The sequence below is a fragment of the Ornithinimicrobium cavernae genome, from assembly GCF_003121625.1.
GTDB classification, from domain to species: Bacteria; Actinomycetota; Actinomycetes; order Actinomycetales; family Dermatophilaceae; genus Ornithinicoccus; species Ornithinicoccus cavernae.
This window is the reverse complement of record NZ_QDDJ01000006.1, coordinates 59,153-78,915: the sequence shown is the minus strand read 5'-3', so window position 1 is coordinate 78,915 and position 19,763 is coordinate 59,153. Positions and strand designations below refer to the sequence as shown.

The 19,763-nt window shown below is 70.7% G+C and carries 10 protein-coding genes; 9 read left to right on the top strand and 1 reads right to left on the bottom strand.

What is annotated here, in order from left to right; translation table 11 throughout:
* The first annotated feature begins 11 nt into the window (after positions 1–11).
* The 7 genes from DA085_RS08010 (at position 12) to DA085_RS07980 (ending at position 17,343) form a co-directional block, all read left to right on the top strand.
* Positions 12–905 carry a M56 family metallopeptidase gene (locus DA085_RS08010; RefSeq protein ID WP_109472442.1) on the top strand — a complete coding sequence of 298 codons (894 nt, stop codon included), beginning with the start codon at positions 12–14 and terminating at the stop codon, positions 903–905.
* A gap of 275 nt (positions 906–1,180) precedes the next feature.
* Positions 1,181–4,099 carry an AAA family ATPase gene (locus DA085_RS08005; RefSeq protein WP_202619151.1) on the top strand — a complete coding sequence of 973 codons (2,919 nt, stop codon included), beginning with the start codon at positions 1,181–1,183 and terminating at the stop codon, positions 4,097–4,099.
* 349 nt (positions 4,100–4,448) lie between these two features.
* Positions 4,449–10,622 (top strand): S8 family serine peptidase, encoded by a 6,174-nt coding sequence (locus DA085_RS08000; protein WP_109472440.1) that lies wholly within the window; start codon positions 4,449–4,451, stop codon positions 10,620–10,622.
* A gap of 188 nt (positions 10,623–10,810) precedes the next feature.
* Positions 10,811–12,253 carry a cytochrome ubiquinol oxidase subunit I gene (locus DA085_RS07995; RefSeq protein WP_109472439.1) on the top strand — a complete coding sequence of 481 codons (1,443 nt, stop codon included), beginning with the start codon at positions 10,811–10,813 and terminating at the stop codon, positions 12,251–12,253.
* 31 nt (positions 12,254–12,284) lie between these two features.
* Positions 12,285–13,334, top strand: a complete 1,050-nt coding sequence (gene cydB / locus DA085_RS07990) for a cytochrome d ubiquinol oxidase subunit II (RefSeq protein ID WP_109472438.1) — start codon at positions 12,285–12,287, stop codon at positions 13,332–13,334.
* Entirely contained in the window at positions 13,331–16,765 is a 3,435-nt protein-coding gene (gene cydD, locus DA085_RS07985) for a thiol reductant ABC exporter subunit CydD (RefSeq protein ID WP_109472437.1), read from the top strand. Before cydB ends, cydD begins: the two co-directional genes overlap by 4 nt.
* Before the next feature lie 278 nt (positions 16,766–17,043).
* Positions 17,044–17,343, top strand: coding sequence for a MafI2 family immunity protein (locus tag DA085_RS07980; RefSeq protein ID WP_474100141.1), 300 nt, complete (start codon positions 17,044–17,046; stop codon positions 17,341–17,343).
* Between the two features lie 734 nt (positions 17,344–18,077).
* Here the strand turns inward: DA085_RS07980 and DA085_RS21995 are convergent.
* The gene (locus DA085_RS21995) at positions 18,078–18,461 is read right to left on the bottom strand and encodes a MerR family DNA-binding protein (protein WP_161958448.1); all 384 of its coding nucleotides are present in this window, start codon (positions 18,459–18,461) and stop codon (positions 18,078–18,080) included.
* Between the two features lie 44 nt (positions 18,462–18,505).
* On the opposite strand from DA085_RS21995, the gene DA085_RS07965 reads away from it, so the two are divergent.
* Positions 18,506–19,231 carry an MFS transporter gene (locus DA085_RS07965; RefSeq protein ID WP_109472433.1) on the top strand — a complete coding sequence of 242 codons (726 nt, stop codon included), beginning with the start codon at positions 18,506–18,508 and terminating at the stop codon, positions 19,229–19,231.
* A gap of 131 nt (positions 19,232–19,362) precedes the next feature.
* Complete coding sequence (locus DA085_RS07960; RefSeq protein ID WP_154402133.1) at positions 19,363–19,719, top strand: hypothetical protein; 357 nt, start codon at positions 19,363–19,365, stop codon at positions 19,717–19,719.
* Positions 19,720–19,763 lie beyond the last annotated feature (44 nt).

Sequence of the window (19,763 nt, the reverse complement as noted above, 5' to 3'; positions counted from 1 at the left end):
CGGTCGACGCAGTGTCCTCCGCGCTGCCGGTCCTGGCCCTGGGCGTCCTCGCCGTCGTCTCCTCCGTCCTGCTGCCACGGCTGCTCCCCCGTCTCAGCTGGTTGCGGCGGACCCCGGCGGCCGCGCTGACCCTCTGGCAGGTCGCCGGCCTCACGGGCGTGTCGGCAGCCCTGCTGACCGCACCTGCAGCCGCGCTGTCGCTGGTGAGCCCGGACGACGCCGCGCCCACGGTCCTCGACGGACCCCTCCGGTTGTCGCTGGTCCTCGCGGTCGCGGTCGCGCTGAGCGGCGGCATGGCGGTGCTGCTGCTGCGCTCGGGACACCTGGTGGGACGATCCCTGCGCAGCAACCGTCGGGAGCAGCGGCACGTCGTCGACGTCGTCGCCAGCCGGACCGACGGCAGGCTCCGCGTGCTCGACCACCCCGGCCGTTCGGCATACTGCCTCCCCGGGCTGCAGTCACGCGTCGTGCTCACCCAGGGCGCCGTCAACGCCCTGTCCGCCGCCGAGCTGGACGCCGTGCTCGCCCACGAGCACGCCCACGTGCGCTCCCGGCACGATCTCATGCTGGAGTTCTTCACCGTGCTGCACCGCACGGTGCCCGCCAGGGTCCGCAGCGAGCCGGCCCTGGCCGAGGTGCACCTGCTGATCGAGCTGCTCGCCGACCGGCAGGCGGCCCGCCGGGTGGGCGTCAGCGCGATGGGCGGCGCCCTGGTGACGATGGCCGGCCAGGGGCACCCGCGGGCGACACTCAGCGACGCCGCCGCGGAGGGCGACGCCGCCGTCCGGATCCGCGCTCTGCCCGGGCACCTCAGGTTCCAGCCCACCGTGTTCGCCGTGGCCCTGGCTGCCATCGTGCTGGGGCTGCTGCCGTGGGCGCTGCTGGCCTGGGCGCTCTGGGCGTGACGGCGAGCCAGACGTCACGAGCGCGACGAGAAACGGCCGGGTAGCTCCGCGCCGCTCACGGCTGACCCCCTCTGAGCGCGTGTGCCAGACTCCCTCGGGATGCTCCACACCGTGATCAGTGACTTTGCGGACGGGGCGACGGTGGTCCCGCAGACGCCATCGCCGCGGTTCGCTCACGGCCCCACTGACCAGCCCCGGGTCCGTTGACGGGGAGATTCGAGCTCTGACGACTCATGCCCCAGGTCCAGGGACCCTCCTCGTCCGTTGTTCCCCCGGTGTCGGCACCGAGGCTCGTCGGACGGGACCGACAGCTGACGACGCTGACCGATGCGTTGACCCGCTCACCGGCCGTGGTGCTGGTGGAGGGCGAGGCCGGGATCGGCAAGAGCCGCCTGGTGCAGGAGGCCCTCACAGCTGACCCGACGGCCCGGCGGACCCGGCTGATGGCCGTGTGCCCGCCGTTCCGGGAGTCACTGACGCTGGGACCTGTCGTCGATGCCCTCCGCGCTGCCCAGCCGACACTGGCCGGTGTGGTGCTCACCGAGCTCGCCGGGGCACTGCGGCCGCTGTTCCCCGAGTGGTCCGCCGATCTCCCACCGGCCCCCGGCCCCCTCGACGACGCCACGGCCTCCCGGCACAGGCTCTTCCGGGCCCTCACCGAGCTGGTCCGGGCACTCGGGGTCGACCTGCTGGTCGTCGAGGACGTGCAGTGGGCCGACGAGGTCACGCTGGAGTTCCTGCTCTTCCTCACCTCCCGCCACGAGGCCGACCGGCCGGACCTGGTGCTCACCTACCGACCCGAGGACCTCGACGACCAGTCGCTGTTGCTGCGGCTGTCGTCCCGCCTACCCGCCGGGACCACCCAGGTGCGGATCCTCCTGGCACCCCTGGACCGGGACGGGACAGCGTCACTCGTGTCCTCGATGCTGGACCGGCGACCGATGTCGGAGGAGTTCGCCGCGTTCCTGCACGAACGGACCGACGGTATCCCCCTCGCCGTCGAGGAGTCGGTACGGCTGCTGTGCGACCGGGCCGACCTCGTGTTCCGGGCCGGGACGTGGGTCCGGCTGAGCCTGAGCGACCTGCAGGTGCCGCCGACCGTCCGCGACTCCACGCGGGAGCGGGTCGGGAGGCTCTCGACGTCGGCCCAGGCCGTGCTGCGCGCCGCGGCAGCCCTGGGTGAGCCGCACAGCGAGCAGGTCATCTCCGCGACCACGGGGCTGGGTCCCGCCGGGTGCCGTGCCGGCCTGGCCGATGCGGCCGCAGCCGGCCTCCTCGACGGCGACGACCGCGGGCGGTGGCGGTTCCGGCACGGCCTGGCCGCCACCGCTGTCTACGAGTCGATCCCCGCACCGGAGCGGCGGCTGCTGCACGGACGTGCCGGCCGTGCGCTCGCCGGACTCAGCCCGCAGCCGATCGCCCAGCTGGCCCGCCACTTCCGGGAGGCCGGCGACGACTCCTCGTGGGTCACCTATGCCGAGCAGACAGCGCACCGGGCCATCGACTCGGGGGACCACACCTCCGCGGTCCTCCACCTCGACGACCTGCTGTCCACGGCGGACATCCCGCCGTCCGACCGGCCGAGAATCGCGCGGACGGCGGCGCTCGCGGCCCTCGGTCGGCGGGAGACCGTCGACGAGATCTACCACCACCTGGTCCGCACCCTGCGCCGCACGCTCGAGTCGACCGACCTCAGCGACCGCCAGCAGGGGGAGATCCGCAACTACCTCGGTCGGCTGCTGATCAACACCGGCGAGGCCGAGGCGGCGCTGGCCGAGCTCGAGCAGGCGGTGGCCCACCTCGGCCATGACCCGGTGGAGGCCGCCAAGGTCATGACCTACCTGGGCTGGGCCTTCGCGGGTCCGTGGCCGGCGTCCACCCACCTGCGGTGGCTGCAGCGTGCCGCCGAGCTCGTGCCGGCTATCCACTCCCCCGCCGACCGCCTGTCCCTGGCTGGCAACCGCGCCGCCGCGCTGCTCATGCTCGGCGAGGAGGCGGCCTGGGACGCGATCGCGGACCTTCCCGCTGACGCGTCGAGCCCGGCCGAACGACTGGACATCGCGCGGATCAATGCCAACATCGGCACCGGTGCCCTGCTGTGGGGCCGCTACTCCGACGCTGGCCGGCACCTGGCGCACGCGCTCCTGCTCGCCGAGTCCGAGAAGTCGGAGCGGCTGCAGAACAACATTCGCCTCGAACAGGCGAACCTGGACTGGTTCACGGGTCGATGGGAGGGTCTCGCCGAGCGGGCCGAGGAGCTGGGCGAGCTGAACCGCGACCGACCCGGGGCCTATCTGGCCAGCGTCCGGCTCAGCGCCCGCCTCGCAGCGGCGCGGGGCCGCCGGCGAACAGCCCAGGAGCAGTTCCGACTGGCCCTCGACGAGGCGACCCGCCTCGGTGCGCTCGACGACACCCTGGAACCGGCAGCAGCACTGGCGCGGCTCTCACTCGGTGACGGTGAGCCCGGCAAGGCGCTGCGCGTCACCGAGAGCCCCCTGCGCATGGTGGAGGAGAAACGGGTCTGGGTGTGGGCCACCGAGATCGCGCCGGTGCGGGTGGAGGCTCTGATCGCCGCCGGGGATCCCGCAGGAGCACGCCGGCTGACGACCCGCCTGGCCAGGGGCCTCCGGCACCGCAACGCCCCAGGTGCCCGCGCCGCACTCACCCTGTGCCGCGCCCTGCTGCTGGCCGCCGACGGAGACCATCACCGAACAGCGCGTGCCTTCGCCCGGGCGGCCCGGGCCTGGGACGCGCTACCGCGGCCCTACGACGCCCTGCTCGCCCGCGAGCGGCAGGCCGGGGCGCTGCTGTCAGCCGGCGGAGACCAGGCTGGCCGAGAGCTCCTGACCGCGGTCTACGAGCAGCTCTTCCGGCTCGGCGCCCGTGGGGACGCCGACCGGGTCGCCCAGGAGCTGCGGGCCAACGACGCCGCCGTGCCGCGCCCGTGGCGGGGAGGTCGCCGTGGGTACGGTGACCGGCTCTCCCCCCGCGAGCTGGAGGTGGTCCGACTCGTGGTGGCCGGCAAGACCAACCGTGAGATCGGTCGGATCCTGTCCAAGTCACCTGCCACGGTGGAGCAGCAGGTCCGCTCGGCGATGCGCAAGCTGAGCGCACCCTCGCGCACCGCGCTGGCCGTGCGCGCCGTCGAGACCGGCGTATTCGCCGAGGACACCGGATATCTGTCCGGGTCGTGATGATTAACGGATCCGCAGGATAGCGGCGCCCGACCGCACCCTCCAGCATGGGGACCCATGATCCGGATCCCTGGAGGGGCGCATGCCTGAGAACGACCGCGGCCCGAAGGCCCCCGAACCGACCCCGGCGCCGCCAGCGGACCCGACGGACACGGCGGCGGGTGCGCCTCCCCAGGGTCGTGAGCACGAACCTGCACCGCGCGACCCCTACCAACCCCTCTGACAACCTCCCCGGTCCCCGCGGATCCCCACCTCTCCACGAGTGCCGAGCAGCACCAGCTAGCCCCGTAGGACCCAGCGGCGACCCGCGCCGACAAACGCCACCTGCTGGCGTGCGAAAGGAAACCTGATGAGACGCCTAGCCGTCCTGATGTCCCTGGCCATGGTGACCGGACTGGGAGTGGGTGCGCCGACGGCGTCGGCCGTCCCGGGCCCCTCCCACACCGCCGCTCCCACCACAGAGTCCGGAGCAGAGGCCGACAAGATCGTGCCGGAGCTGCGTCACGCGTTCCGCAGCGAGCAGACGACGGACTTCTGGATCGCCTTTGCCGACCGGCCGGACCTCGCGCCGGCTGCGGACATCACGGACTGGACCGAACGGGGGCAGTTCGTCTACGACACCCTCGCCGAGCACGCCGCGGCTTCCCTCGCCAGGGTGGCACCGGAGCTCGAGGCAGCGGGCGTGGACTACGAGTCGTTCCCGGTGGCGAACGTCGTCCTCGTCACGGGCGGCACCGAGGACCTCGCGCTGGAACTGGCCGCCGACCGGGGTGTCGTGGAGATCCACGACACCCCCGACGTGGGCCTGGTCGAGCCGCTGCCGCCCACGGCCGGTGCGGCCGCGGCCGCCGCCGAGGACTCCGACGTCGAGTGGGGGCTCGACTTCATCAACGCCCCCGAGGCGTGGGAGCAGGGCGCCACCGGGGCAGGCATCACCGTGTCAAACATCGACTCGGGCGTCCAGTTCGACCACCCCGCCCTGGTCGGTGCCTACCGCGGCACCAACGCCGACGGCACCTTCGACCACGACTACAACTGGTTCAACACCCGGACCGGTTGCGACGACGCGCCGTGCGACGACAACGGGCACGGCACCCACACCATGGGCACCATGGTGGGTGCCGACGACGCGGGCAACCAGATCGGTGTCGCCCCGGACGCGCAGTGGATCGCGACCAACGGGTGCTGTGAGGACACCGGCTTCCAGACCCTGCTCGAGTCCGGCTGGTGGGTCCTGGCCCCCACCGACCGCAACGGCGAGAACCCGGACGTCTCGAAGCGCCCCCACATCGTGAACAACTCGTGGGGCTCGAGTGCAGAGGGCGCCTACTCGGACTTCTACACCGCGATCAACGAGGCGTGGAGCGCCGCCGGGATCTTCGGTGTCTGGTCGGCCGGGAACACCTCACCGGGGGCGGCCTGCGACACCGTCTCCTCGCCGGGTTCGCACCCGAACGCCTACTCCGTCGGCGCCTTCGGCTCGACGGGGACCCTGGGAGCCTTCTCCCGCAAGGGCGAGGGCGAGGACGGTGTGATCAAGCCGGAGATCTCCGCGCCCGGTGTGAGCGTGCGCTCGGCCTGGCCGGGCAACAGCTACCACACGATCAGCGGCACCTCCATGGCGGCGCCGCACGTCGCCGGCGCAGTGGCCGCACTGTGGAGCTACGACCCGACCCTCATCGGGCAGATCGACCTGACCCGCCAGCTGCTGGCGGACTCGGCCGTCGACGTCGACGACACGGCGTGCGGCGGCACCGCCGACTTCAACAACAAGTACGGCGAGGGACGCCTCGACCTGGCCCGGCTCATCCAGCTCGCTCCGCGGGAGGGCGGCACCCTGACCGGTGTCGTGACCGGAGACGGTGGGCCGGTCGCCGGGGCCGAGGTCACCCTCGACGGGCCGTTCACCCGGACCGTCGGCACGGCCGAGGACGGCACCTTCTCGGTGCACCTGCCCGCCGGCGAGTACGACCTCACCGCCACCGCGTTCGGCTATCTCGACGGCTCGGCCGCCACCACGGTGGAGGTCGGGGAGGAGGTGACGGTGGACCTCACGCTCCAGGTGGCGCCACGGCATACCGTCAGCGGCACCGTGCTGTCCGGCGGAGAGCCTGTCCCGAACGCCACGGTCTCTGTCCCCCGCACTCCGCTGCCGGCCGTCACCTCGGCCGCGGACGGCACCTTCACGATCCCGGGCGTCCCCACGGGCGACTACACCCTCGAGGTCGTGCCGAATGCCTGCTTCTCACCGCTCACCATGCCACTGGGGGTTGCCGAGGACGTGACGGTCACGGTCCCCGTTGAGCTGGTCGTCGACGAGTGGGGCTACACCTGCGCGGTGTCCGAGGGCGAGTTCCGCACCGGCACCGACGAGGTGGTGTTCACCTCCGGCGTCTGGTCGCAGGTCGAGCTGCCGTTCCCGGTGGCCATCTACAACACCAGCCACGACACCCTCAACATCGGCAGGCGTGGAGTCGTGGCCGTGGAGTCACAGACCTCCGGCCCCGGCCACGGGGGTGCAGCGCTCTTCCCGTTCTACACCCAGAGCCCCCTCCGGTTGGACGAGGGCGGGATCTACACCGCGGAGACCACCGTCGACGGTGAGGACGCCTTCGTGATCGAGTATCGCGACGTCATCATCTGGGGTGGGTCGAACTACCCACGCGAGTCCGAGACCCCCATCAGCTTCTCCACCACCATCACCCGCTCCGGCACCGTGATCTTTGCCTACGGCGACGGCGTGGGCGCCGAGGACCCACTGACGGCAGGCCTGGTGTCCCTCACCGGGATCCAGGGCTGGGAGGGGCAGGACGGGATCCGGTTCTCCGAGAACGCGGCAGTCCTGCACGAGGGCATGGTCGTGACCTACGACATGCCCGACTTCGGCTACGTCGACACGACGGTCACCGATGCCAACGACGGCCTCCCGATCGCCGGGGCCACCGTCACGATCGCGGACGCCGACGGCCTGGTCGAGGACGTCACGACCGGCGCGGACGGCTCCTTCCATCGGCAGCTGCACACCGGCGACTACACGATGACCGTGGTGGCCCCCAACTATGTGACCGAGGACTACGAGTTCTCCCTCGAGGAGCTGTATGCGACGGCTGAGGTCGACGCGCAGCTCACCACCGGCATCGCCGGGCTGGCACCCGAGGGTCTGGACGCGGTGCTCGGAGCCGGCCAGAACGGCACCGGGACCCTGACCCTGACCAACCCGGGCACGGCGCCGGTCACCTTCGACCTGGGCGAGATGGAGCGTCACCCGGAGCTGGACAGCGACAACGTGACGACACGCACCGTGACCGGAGAGGAGAGCACCCTCGACCTGACGGCATGGAACGAGGCAGCCAGCGCAGCGCCGGAGGACTTCGCAGAGTCCACCACCGGCGACGGAGCGCGCACACCAACCGGTGACGAGGCCGACCAGATCGGCACTCACTCCGGTGGTGACGTCCTGGCTCGGATCGCGACCGACATGTCCTCTGCCACCGGCGTGGGCTTCGACGGCGACGTGTGGGTCCACGACTACAACGAGCGGGTCAACGCGGTCTACACCGTGACCGGAGAGAAGACCGGCAAGGAGTTCCCTGCGAAGTGGAACCCGGACTTCCGCGCCTTCGACCTGGCCTTCGACAGCCTGACCGGTGACATGTGCCAGATCGAGGACAGCCCGGCCAGCCTGATTCACTGTTTCGACCGCGAGACGGGCGAGAAGACCCGGGAGATCGAGGGGGCCTGGTCCAACACGCAGCTGACCGGGCTCGCCTACAACGCCAACCTCGACGTCTTCTACGTGGGTGGTCGCGGCATCGGCGCGATCGGCACGGTCGCCGGCACCTCGCACGAGACGCCGGGTGAGTTCCTGTCCTACTGCGAACCGCCCCTTCCCGAGGTGATGGGGCTGGCCTACAACCCCACCTCGGACACCATCTGGTACACCGACCGGACCACGGACCGCCCCACCCGACTCCTGCAGGTCGACCCCGTCGACTGCAGCCTGGTCAACGCGTGGTGGTTCCCCGGGCAGCAGAGGGGGAATGCCGGTGGCCTGGCGACCGATGCCACCGGTGCCCTGTGGGCCGTTGACCAGTTCAGTGACGAGGTGCTGCTGGTCGACGTCGAGGACGACCTCGTGACCGACCTGCCGTGGCTCTCGCTGTCGACGACGGGCGGGACGCTGGCACCGGGCGAGTCGATGACGGTCGAGGTGTCCTACTCCAGCGAGGGGCTCGAGCCAGGGGTCCTGGGTGCGAACATCCTCGTGCGGTCCGACGCCGGGCGACAGTCCAAGGAGTATGTCCCGGTCACACTGACCACCACGGCCTTCCAGGTCGCCGTCAACGCCGGTGGGTCGGCGTTCACGGACGGCGTCGGCTTCAACTGGTCGGCCGACCAGTCACAGCGCGACGGTTCGTGGGGATACCTCGGCAAGGACCGCACGACCGCCACGGAGGCCGACGTGCTGGCCACCGACGACGATGCCCTGTTCCAGGCCCAGCGCACTGCCGACGGGACCGGACTGACCTACGCGTTCGATGACGCCCCCGAGGGCAGCTACCTCGTCGAGCTCGGCTTCGCGGAGATCGAGGATGCCGAGGCCGGCAGGCGCGTCCTCGACGTCCTCGTCAACGGCGAGGTGACCCACTACGCCTACGACGTCGCCGCGGCGGTCGGCATGGGCACCGCGGACGTGCGCACCACCGTCGTCGAGCACGACGGTGGTCCGTTGACCGTCGAGCTGCGCGGCGCGCGAGGCCTCCGGCGACCGAGCGTCGCGTCGCTGCGCGTGACGCTGGACCCCCGCGAGGCACAGAAGGAGGCACCCGGACCGACCCAGCCGGAGCCCGAGGAGGTGCCGGTCGTGCCTGCGGGGCGGTCCTACACCCTGACCGAGACGACCGGGTTGTACCGACAGGGCACCACCGAGACCGGGTGGAGCAGCCGGTACAGCTGCGGCGTGCTGTGGTTCGCCTTCGACTTCCCGTTCTATGACACCGCCTGGGACGGGGTGTGCGTGGGGACGAACGGCATGATGACCTTTGACCGTTCCCGCTCGAGGTCGACCAACACGGATCTGCCCACCCGGGACGACGCCGACGCGATCTATCCGTTCTGGGACGAGCTGGACGTCGACGACGAGGCGGGCATCTATGTCGGCGTGACCGAGGTCGACGGGTTGCGAGGACAGGTCATCGAGTACCGCAACCTGGTCTTCAGGTCGGACCCGTCGCAGCGGGTGAGCTTCTCGGTGACCCTCATCGAGGACGGGCGCATCCAGATCGGCTACGGTCCCGGCGTCGGCGGCGAGAACCCGCTGACCAAGGGGTCCTCGGCGACGATCGGCATCCAGAGCCTGGTCGGCAACCCGGTGGAGCGGTACTCCTACAACGAACCGGTCCTGACACCGGGGCTGGGGCTGGAGTACACCCTCCCGCAGTCGGGCACGATCGAGGGCGAGGTCGTCGACGCCAACGACGGCAAACCCGTCGGCGGCGCGGTCGTCACCCTGACCGCCGAGGCCGACGACAGCTCCCGGACTGTCATCGCGGACGAGCTCGGGCGCTGGAAGGCCCAGGCCCTGGTCGGCGGGCACACCGTCGAGGTCTCCGCTCCCCACTACGTCGCCACCAGCGACCTGGTGACCCTCACCGAGAAGGGGCAGGCGGAGGTGCTCGACACCGTGCTGGCCACCGGCATCGCCGAGGTCGACGGCGAGCTCGACTGGCTGCTCGGCCCGGACGGGACCGCGACGACGGAACTCACCGTGACCAATGCGGGCAGCGCGCCGCTCGACGTGACGCTCACGGAGCGGGGCAGCGACAGTGAGCCCGCCGACCTGCCCTGGTTGTCCCTGACCGGGGACGCCGCCGCGGGAACGGCCGAGCTCGCGGTCGGTGAGACCACCACCGTCACGGTGACGGTCGACAACGCCGGCACGGAGCCCGGGGTCCTGACCGGTGAGGTCCTCGTGGCCTCGACAGCCGGACGTGCCCCTGAGCAACCGGTGCGCGCCCGTATGGCGACCTCGGCCTACTGGTTGGGCGTCGACGCCGGAGGTCCTGGGCACGTCGACGCGAACGGGTTCACCTGGTCCCCCGACCAGGCACTGGACCCCGAGTCGTCGACGTCCGCCTGGGGTCACGTCGGCGGGTCGCAGCGGTCCACGGACGCGGAGATCGCCGGCACTGACGAGGACCCTGTGTTCCGCACCCAGCGGACCGGCCCGACCTTCTCCTACGTCTTCACTGACGCACCGGCCGGGGCTTACCACGTCGAGCTCGGGTTCGCCGAGATCGACAACGTCAAGGCCGGACGGCGCACCTTCGACGTCGTGGTCGGCGGGGACGTCGCGCTGTACGAGCACGACGTGCAGGCGGAGGCCGGGAAGCTCGCCGCGGACACCCACTCGGTCACGATCGAGCACGCCGGCGGTGACCTGACGGTCCGGCTGGTCGGCGAGAACGGCCAGCTGGACCCGATCCTCAGCACGCTCCGGCTCCGGGAGGACCCGCGCGACTGACCGAGTGATCGCCGTCTGGGCAGCCGTGGCTCTGTCGCGGCTGCCCAGGCGCGTGCCGGAGGGCACCGGAACCCGAGGGAGTGAGGCAACTCACCAGCGGACGACTCGACCTGACCTACTACGTGGCGTAGTGTAACTACCGGACGTAGTAGAGGCTGCGTCCGGCCGTCACACAGGTGGGAGCGCCCATGGAAGCCCTTGAGCTGGCCCGGTGGCAGTTCGGCATCACGACCGTCTACCACTACTTCTTCGTGCCGATCACGATCGGCCTGTCCCTGCTGGTCGCGATCCTGCAGACACTGTGGATGCGCACCCGCAACCCGGAGTGGCTGCGGCTGACCAAGTTCTTCGGCAAGCTGTTCACGATCAACTTCGCCCTCGGCCTGGTGACCGGCATCGTCCAGGAGTTCCAGTTCGGCATGAACTGGTCGGACTACTCCCGCTTCGTGGGCGACATCTTCGGCGCACCGCTGGCGATCGAGGCGCTGCTCGCGTTCTTCCTGGAGTCGACGTTCCTCGGGCTGTGGATCTTCGGCTGGGGCCGCATCCCCGAGCTGCTGCACGCCTCATGTATGTGGATCGTGCACATCGGCACCGTCCTGTCGGCCTACTTCATCCTCGCCGCCAACTCCTTCATGCAGCACCCGGTCGGCTTCGTCAACAACCCCGAGACCGGGCGGGCCGAGCTCACCGACTTCTGGGCCGTCCTCACCAACCCGGTCCAGCTGGTGACCTTCCCGCACGTCCTCGCCGCAGCGTGGATGACCGGTGGAGGCTTCATGCTGGCCATCGCCCTGTGGCACGTGTGGCGCGCACGGACCCCCGCAAGCGACCGTCGGATGTACCGCCGGGCCGCCGCCATCGGCGCCGTGACGATCCTCGTCGGCGGCCTCGGCACCGTCATCTCCGGCGACCTCCAGGGCAAGGTGATGACCGAGGTCCAGCCGATGAAGATGGCCGCGGCCGAGGCGCTCTACGACTCGGTCCCCGAGGGCGAGGGCGCACCGTTCTCGATCATCACCGTCGGCACCCTCGACGGCCACGAGGAGGTCTGGGCCCTCACGGTCCCCAAGCTGCTGTCCTACCTGTCCACAGGCACGTTCGAGGGCGGCGTCGAGGGCATCAACGACCTCCAGGCCGAGTACACCCTCACCTACGCAGGCCACGAGCTGACCGAGGCGGAGAACTACCGCCCGGTCGTACCGGTCACCTACTGGACCTTCCGGCTGATGATGGGCTTCGGCTTCGCCGCCATGGGGATCGCGGCCGCTGCCCTGCTGTGGCTGTGGAGGGGCTGGGACATGCGGCACCGGCTCTGGCACTGGGCCGCCGTGGCGGTGGCGTTCCTGCCGCTGCTCGCCAACTCCTGGGGCTGGATCTTCACCGAGATGGGTCGCCAGCCGTGGCTCGTCTTCGGTCTGATGACCACCCGGACCGGCGTCTCCCCCGGGACGACGACCGCAGAGGTGCTCACCTCCATGGTGCTGTTCACCCTGCTCTACGGCGTGCTCGCCGTGATCGAGGTCGGCCTCATCCTGCGCTACACCCGCGCCGGCGCCGAGCCCTACGACGGGAAGTCCCTCGACCCGGCGGACCGGACCGACGACCAGCCGTTCGTCTTCACCTACTGAGCCACACGGCATACCGAAAGGAAGCAGAGCAATGGAACTGTCCACCGTCTGGTTCGTCCTCATCGCGGTGCTCTGGGTCGGCTACTTCGTCCTGGAGGGCTTCGACTTCGGCGTCGGCGCACTCTTCCCGGTGCTCGGGAAGGGTGACGAGGCGATGGACGGCGAGACCCGCAAACGCGTCATGCTGTCCACGATCGGCCCGGTCTGGGACGGCAACGAGGTCTGGCTGATCACGGCCGGCGGGGCGATGTTCGCGGCGTTCCCGCACTGGTACGCCACCCTCTTCTCCGGCTTCTACCTGCCCCTGTTCCTCATCCTGGTCGCGCTGATCCTGCGCGCGCTCGGCTTCGACTACCGGGGCAAGGTCGACAGCGCCGTCTGGCGGAGGCGCTGGGACCTCTGCATCGTCGCCGGGTCGGTGGTCCCGGCGGTGCTCTGGGGCATCGCGTTCACCAACATCGTGCGCGGGGTCCCGATCGACGCGTCGATGGAGTACACCGGTGGCTTCCTCAGCCTGCTCAACCCGGTGGCCCTGCTCGGCGGGGTGGTCCTGCTCGGCCTGAGCGTCACGCACGGCGCAATGTTCCTCGCCCTGAAGACCGACGGCCCCATCCGCCACGAGGCGCGCGCGCTGGCAGTGCGGGTCGGCGGCGTCACCGCGGTGCTGGCGGCGGTCTGGCTGGCGATCATCCACCGCGACACGGGCACCGCCCTGTCCTGGCTCGTGGCCGGTCTCGCTGCCGCGGCCCTGGGCGGCTCGCTCGTCCTGGCCCGCCGTGGCGCAGAGGGCTGGGCCTTCACCGGCACCTTCGCGGCGATCGGGCTGGCGGTGGCCTCGCTCTTCTTCGCGCTGTTCCCGGACGTGATGCCGAGCAGCACCGACCCCGCGTTCAGCCTGACCACGACCAACGCGTCGTCGACGGACTACACGCTGCTGATCATGACGTGGGTGGCGGCGTTCTTCGTCCCGGTCGTCCTGGCCTACACCGCGTTCACCTACTGGACCTTCCGCAAGCGCGTCAGTGGTCACCACATCCCCACCCCGCAGGCCGTCGGCGAGGAGCCGGCGCACACCCGATGAGGCCGTTCGACCCCGCGCTGCTCCGGGACGTGCCGGCCGCCCGGCTCCCGGTGGCGGCCCTGTCCGTGGCGGGGGTAGCCGGGGGTGCGGTCGCCGTCGCCCAGGCGGTCTGTCTGGCCTGGCTGGCGAGCGCGGTGGTGACCGGTGCCGGGGTGATGACACCGCTGACCTGGACGGTCCTGCTGCTGCTGACCCGCGGCCTGCTCTCCGGTGGTCAGGAGTGGCTGGGCGGCTGGGCCGGTCACCGCGTCGCCTCGGGGATCCGCGTGCAGCTGCTGCACCGGTGGGCCCGCCTGCCCGAGGGCGCCCGGCCGGCGCCGGAGGTGGCCCTGACCCGGGCGACGGAGGGGGTCGCCTCCGTCGAGCCGTATGTCGCGCGGTACCTCCCCGCGCTCGTCGCCGGAGCGGTGGTGCCGGTGCTGTCCGTGGTGACGCTGGTGGTCGTGGACGTGTGGGCAGCGTTGATCGTCGTCCTCACCCTGCCGCTGCTCCCGGTGTTCGCCGTGCTCATCGGCAAGCACACCCAGGCCGAGACCGAGCGCCGTTGGAGCGCCCTGACCGACCTGTCCGGGCACTTCCTCGACGTGGTCCGGGGGCTGCCCACGCTGGTCGCCTACGGTCGCGCCGAGCGCCAGGTGGGTGTCGTGGCCGAGGTGGGGCGCCGTCACCGGCTGGCGACCGTGCGGACCCTGCGCACGGCGTTCCTGAGCACCGTGGCGCTGGAGCTGCTGGCCACCATCTCGGTCGCGCTGGTCGCCGTGTGCGTCGGCCTGCGGCTGGCCTACGGCGCGATGGACCTGCAGGTGGCGATGACAGCGATCCTGCTGGCGCCCGAGGCGTACTGGCCGGTCCGGCGGGTCGGCGCAGAGTTCCACAGTGCGGCCGACGGCGCCGCGGCGCTCGAGGCGCTGGGCGAGGGCCTCGCCGCCTCCCCCTCGACCGAGCGCGCCGGCGAGCGAGTTCCCACCCCACCGGGCACGTCGGCGAAGGCGGTTTCCACCCCACCGGGTCCGTCGGCGAAGGCGGTTTCCACCCCACCGGGCGCCCTGCCAGACGAGGACGTCGTCGCCGCCGGGCTGTCCTACCACCACCCTGGGGCAACCGACACGCTGCGGGGTCTCGACCTCTCCAGCCCGTCCGGCCCCGGTCTGACCGCCCTGACCGGCCCGTCCGGCGCAGGAAAGACCACCCTGCTGGAGCTGCTCGCCGGGCTGCGCGTCCCGAACGAGGGCAGCGTGCAGGCACCGGAGGCACACCTGGCGACGCAGCGCCCCCTGCTGCTGCCGGGGAGCGTGCGGGAGAACCTCGCGCTCGCCGCACCGGCGGCGACCGATGGTGAGATGCGTCTGGCACTGGGCTCGGTCGGGTTGTGGGAGGCCATCGCCGGGCGCGGTGGGCTGGACACTGTGCTGGGCGACGACGGCTTCGGTCTCTCGGCCGGCCAGCGCGGCCGACTGGCGCTGGCGCGGGCACTGCTCTCCGAGGCACCGCTCGTGTTGCTCGACGAGCCGACAGCACACGTCGCGCCGGACACGGTTGCCGCGCTGCGGCAGGTCATCCTCGAGCTGGCACGGCGGCGGCGCGTGATCGTGGCGACGCACGACCTCGAGCTGGCCGCCCTGGCGGACCAGCGCTGGCACCTCCCCCTGCTCGGTGACCCGACCAGCCCCGGCGCGCCCGCTGGGATCGAAACTGACCTCGCCGGCGCGCCCGGTGCGGTGGAATCTCACGTGGCGGCGCGCCCGGTCGAGGAGGAGGCGCCGCCGACCGGTCGGGGACGGTGGGGGAGGGTCTCGCCGCGCCGGCGGCTCTGGATCGCCGCGACGATCGGCGGCCTGGCCACCGCCTCGGGTGTGGCGCTGACGGCGACGTCGGGTTGGCTGATCGTGCAGGCGTCCTACCAGCCCGTCGTGCTCACCCTGCTCGTGGCCGTCGTCGGGGTGCGCGCCTTCGGGCTGGCGCGGCCGGTGCTGCGGTATGCCGAACGCGTCCTCTCCCACGACGTCGCCCTGGCAGAGCTCGCCCACCAGCGCACGCAGGTCTACCGCCGGCTCATCCCGCTGACCCCGGCGCGGCTGGGCCGGCGCAGCCGCGGCGACGTGCTGACCGCGGTCGTGCGGGATCTCGACGATGTGGTGGACGAGCAGGTCCGCGTCGTGGTGCCGCTCGTCGACACCGCGATTGCAGGCGGGGTGGCCGCCCTGGTCGTGGGTGCCTTCCTGCCGTCCGCCGGCTGGGTCGTCGCCGGCGGCACGCTGGCCGTCTTCCTGCTCGGTCGCGCCGGGCAGGCGCTGGAGCAGCGGGCGCACGGCCGCGCGGTCGCCCACCGGGGCGCGGTCCACCGGCTCACGGCGCTCGTGACGAGTCAGCTGACCGCCGTGCAGTCGGTCACCGGCACCACCGGCGGTGCCGACCAGGTCGTGTCCCGCGTCGCCCGGCAGCAGGTGCTGGCCGACCGCGCGGTCCGGTCCCTGAGTGTGACCCGCGGCGTAATGATCGCCGCAACGTGGGTGCTGGTCTCCGGTGCGGTGGGCACGACCGCGTGGCTGGCTGCGGTCGCGCACGCCTCCGGCACGTTGGCGGGCCCGGTCGCCGCGCTCGTCACCCTCACGCCCATGGCACTGGCCGAGGCCTGGACCGGGTTGCCCGATGCCTTCGGCGCCCGGGCGCGTGCCCACGCCGCGCGGGATCGGCTCACCGCCGTTCTGACCCAGGAGCCTGCGGTCACGGACCCCCGGCCACCTTTCGCGACCCTCACCCGGCACCCCGCCCTCGTCGCCGACCGGCTGGAGGCGTCCTGGTCCCCGGAACCGAGGGGTCACGGCACCTCCTCCGACCTGGCGGCGACCGACCTCACCCTGCAGCCGGGTGACGCCGTCGTGCTGACCGGCCCCAACGGCGTCGGCAAGTCCACCCTGCTCGCCGTGCTCGCACGCCACCTCGACCCCGTGGCCGGCAGCTACCAGTTCGACGACGCCGACGCACGCCGGGTCGAGCTCGACCTGGCGCGCGCGCTGTTCGCGGTCGTTGACGACGAGCCGCACGCCTTCGCCGCCACCGTGCGGGGCAACCTCCTGCTGGCCCGCCCGGAGGCCAAGGACAGCGAGCTGGTCGCGGCGCTCCACGGAGCCGACCTCGGGCACTGGCTCAGCCGGCTCAGCGACGGACTGGACACACCGCTGACCGGCCTGAGCGGCGGCGAGCGCACCCGCCTCTCCGTGGCACGCGGCATACTGTCCGGCCGCCCCGTGCTGCTCCTGGACGAGCCGACCGCTCACCTGGACGAGCCCACGGCGCGCAGGGTGCTGGGCCGGCTGGCCTCCGACAGCGACCGGACGACGGTCGTGGTCTCGCACGGGCTGCGGCCTGCCGGCTGGGCCGAGGTCGACCTCAGCGACGGACGCCCCACGATGCGGCTGGCGAGCCGCTAACCGTCAGCACGGCGCTCTGCGTGCCGATGGTCGTGACATAACTCAACTGCCGAGTGTCAGACGTACTCCTTCGGAGTCCGACGTCGTCTTGGAGCCGCCAAGCGTTCTTCGAGCCGGCTATTTCACGCTCTGAGAACGATGCGCGGCTCCAAGACGACGTCCGCGCCGCCAACACGGTCGTATCCGACTCTGCCGCTCTGCGGGCGCGTAGCGTCCGACCATGCTGGGAATCGGTCTCGCCGATGAGCGGGCGGCGTCATACTCGACCTGTGGCGGACATGAGGACCGATGTGATGCTGTCAATGATGCGAGCCCTTTGGGAGCAGGTGACCGCCGACCTACGCGGAGTGACCGTGGCGTTCCAAGGGTCATCCGCGCAGGGATCAGTGGAGGCCCGCTTCCTGTACGACGGCGAGATCCGTGCCGTGCAAGCTGATTGCGTGTCCTTGGCTGAGGCCTACTGCATCGCGGACTTTCCACCAGAGGTCTCAGTAAGGTTCCGGGCGGTCGAGCACGCGGCCCGCGAACTCGTCCCGGGTGAACACTGGGTGTTCCTGCGCTGGGAACCAGAGGCATGAATGTCCGCTCTTGCCGCAGGTCGGGTCGGCCGACCGCCTCGTCACATCTGGGGCTCAGAAGTCATACGTCACCGGCTGGTGCAGGAGTCCCGCGCCGGGCCGCTTCGGCGACTACCGTGTTCTGAAGATCATCGATCGCGAGGCGTCCGGACTACTGCGCGACGTCGCCCATGAGGTTGTACCGGCGGCCAAGGCCACCACGGTTTGACCCTCGATCAACTCATTCACGTGCCGTCGCGAACCGGAATCCCCAGCGTCGTGACGCCGTTCCGCCTCAAGGCCGCCCACAACGTAGGCAAGGTCCATAACGGCCTTGTGTAGGACGAGAATGACCCCTGTGTGGTCCATGGGCGTTCCGCTCGCAGCTCGCGACATGTCCTCGTGCAGGCGGCTCAAGACCTTCGCGGTCTGAGGAGACCGGGCGGTCTCCACGGGTGGGAATTCGAAGTGGCTCTGGGAGTTGCCGGCGATGTCGCTCACGACTCTTCCTCTCTCGATGTCGGTGACGTTGCCGCGCGCCCTCGTGTGTCTAACCGTAGATGAGGGAACGGGCCTTGCCTTCGGCCTCGGGGAGCAGCCTCGGCCGGTCACGAGGTCAGGACAGAGCAGCGCTATCGCGTCCCCGCAACGAGGTTGAGCGAACGGGCTCCGCGGCGCACTACTTTGCCGCCGGTCGCGAGTCGCTGTCGTGTCGAGTTTCGGACCTTGGTTTGGCCGTTCTCAGACCGTCCCCATCACGCTGCGAGGAGAGTGCACGACGTTGGCTTGAGGCAGCCACACTCAGTGCATTCTGAGAGGGACTTGCGTGCGGTCGTCAGGGCGGCAATCTCGTTTCGTAGCAATGAGTCCCACCGAGTGGAGATCTCGCGCCATTCTGCTCGCGTGGGGGCGCGGTGCGGTGGCAGGTGACCAAGTTCCCCGCCAATGTGCTGCAAGCTGAGACCGAGCGAGCGGCCAAGGCGGATGAGGCCGAGACGCCGCAGCATCAGGCGCGAGTAACACCTGTGCCCCAGACTGTCCCGTTGGGCACTGATCAGACCAAGACTCTCGTAGTACCTCAGCGCAGAGGGTGCAAGACCCGACTGCGCGGCGACGTCGGCGATGCTCAGGGATCCCACGAACACTCTCCTTGCTTGCGTTCAAGCTCACTTGAGCACCGAGTATGCCGGTCATGCCGATCCCCCATCACTCCCAGGGCCGAGACCCCCGCCCCTGGCGAGACCAACGCACGCGTCCGCTCCTGTCGTCCTACCTCCTGGCTGAACTCGCCGACGGTGTCGTGACCGTGCTCGTGCCGCTGTCCGTCTATGCACTCACACAGAGCGTGACCCTCTTGGCTCTGACCTTCCTCGGCAGACTCCTCCTCTCAGCTGCCACGGGATGGGGAGGCGGCTGGTTGGCAGACCGAGCACCCCGGCGAGCCCTCCTGATGTGGAGCCTGGTTTCCAGAATCACCTTGCTGAGCGTCTTGCTCGCTCCGTTGCCCATGTGGGCATTCGCACTGGTCGGCGTCACGCTCGGCGCCGTCGGAGCGTTCGACAATCCCGCGGCAGAGGCGGGTCTGCGCGTGCTTCACCGTCACGAACTGACGTCGCTGGCCGTGGTCCGGAAGGCGGGACAAGCACTCTCGCAGATGGTTGGGCCGGCACTGGCCGGCCTACTGGTGGGACTTGGCGGCAGCACCATTGGGTTCTTCGGCTCACTCGTGCTGCTGGCCCTGGCCCTGCTTCTTCTGCGCGGAGTCGGTCACTTGGAAGATGCTGGAGATGGTCAGGCCATCCCGGTCATGGCATCGCCTTCGCTTCCTGAGCTGCATCGAGTGATGGCCAGCTGGACGTTGCCGACGTTCATCGCGACGCTGTTCTCTTCACTTCTCGTGGTGTCGTGATCGCGCTCGGAGTGCCGACCCTTCAGGATGACCCAGCCGCGCCAGATGGCGCCTACGGGTACGCCTTGTCTGCCTACAGCGCCGGCGCTCTCCTCGGCCTGTGGCTAGCGGGTCGAATCCGCTGGCCCGAGGTGTTGATCCCCAGAGTGCTCGTGGGGTCAGCCGCGCTCTACGGGCTCATCGCAGCCTCAGGCTTCATCGGCCCTTGGTGGGCACTCCCGCTGTCCTGGTTCGTCTGGGGAGTCATCTTCGGGCCAGAGAGCGTCATGACCGACACCTACGTCGCTCGCACGACACCAGACCGCACCCTGGGCCGGACCTACGCCATGTGGTCGATCATCGCCAGAGCTGGAGCCGCCCTCGCCTACATCCTGGTACTCATCGCCAGTGAAATGAACCCCGACACCCTCGCGACCTCGACGGCCATAGCGCTCACCCTCGTGGTCCCACCCACGCTCACACTCATCCTGCGCCATACCAGCCCCTGAGGTTCAGCACCCGGGTCGGAGCGAACGGCGTCATGGCGGTGCCC

Bases quoted from the DNA above. Each gene is read 5' to 3' on its own strand.
- DA085_RS07995 (WP_109472439.1), top strand. From the start codon at position 10,811: ATGGAAGCCCTTGAGCTGGCCCGGTGGCAGTTCGGCATCACGACCGTC.
- DA085_RS07980 (WP_474100141.1), top strand. From the start codon at position 17,044: ATGAGGACCGATGTGATGCTGTCAATGATGCGAGCCCTTTGGGAGCAG.
- DA085_RS07965 (WP_109472433.1), top strand. From the start codon at position 18,506: ATGCCGGTCATGCCGATCCCCCATCACTCCCAGGGCCGAGACCCCCGC.
- cydD (WP_109472437.1), top strand. From the start codon at position 13,331: ATGAGGCCGTTCGACCCCGCGCTGCTCCGGGACGTGCCGGCCGCCCGG.
- DA085_RS08000 (WP_109472440.1), top strand. From the start codon at position 4,449: ATGAGACGCCTAGCCGTCCTGATGTCCCTGGCCATGGTGACCGGACTG.
- cydB (WP_109472438.1), top strand. From the start codon at position 12,285: ATGGAACTGTCCACCGTCTGGTTCGTCCTCATCGCGGTGCTCTGGGTC.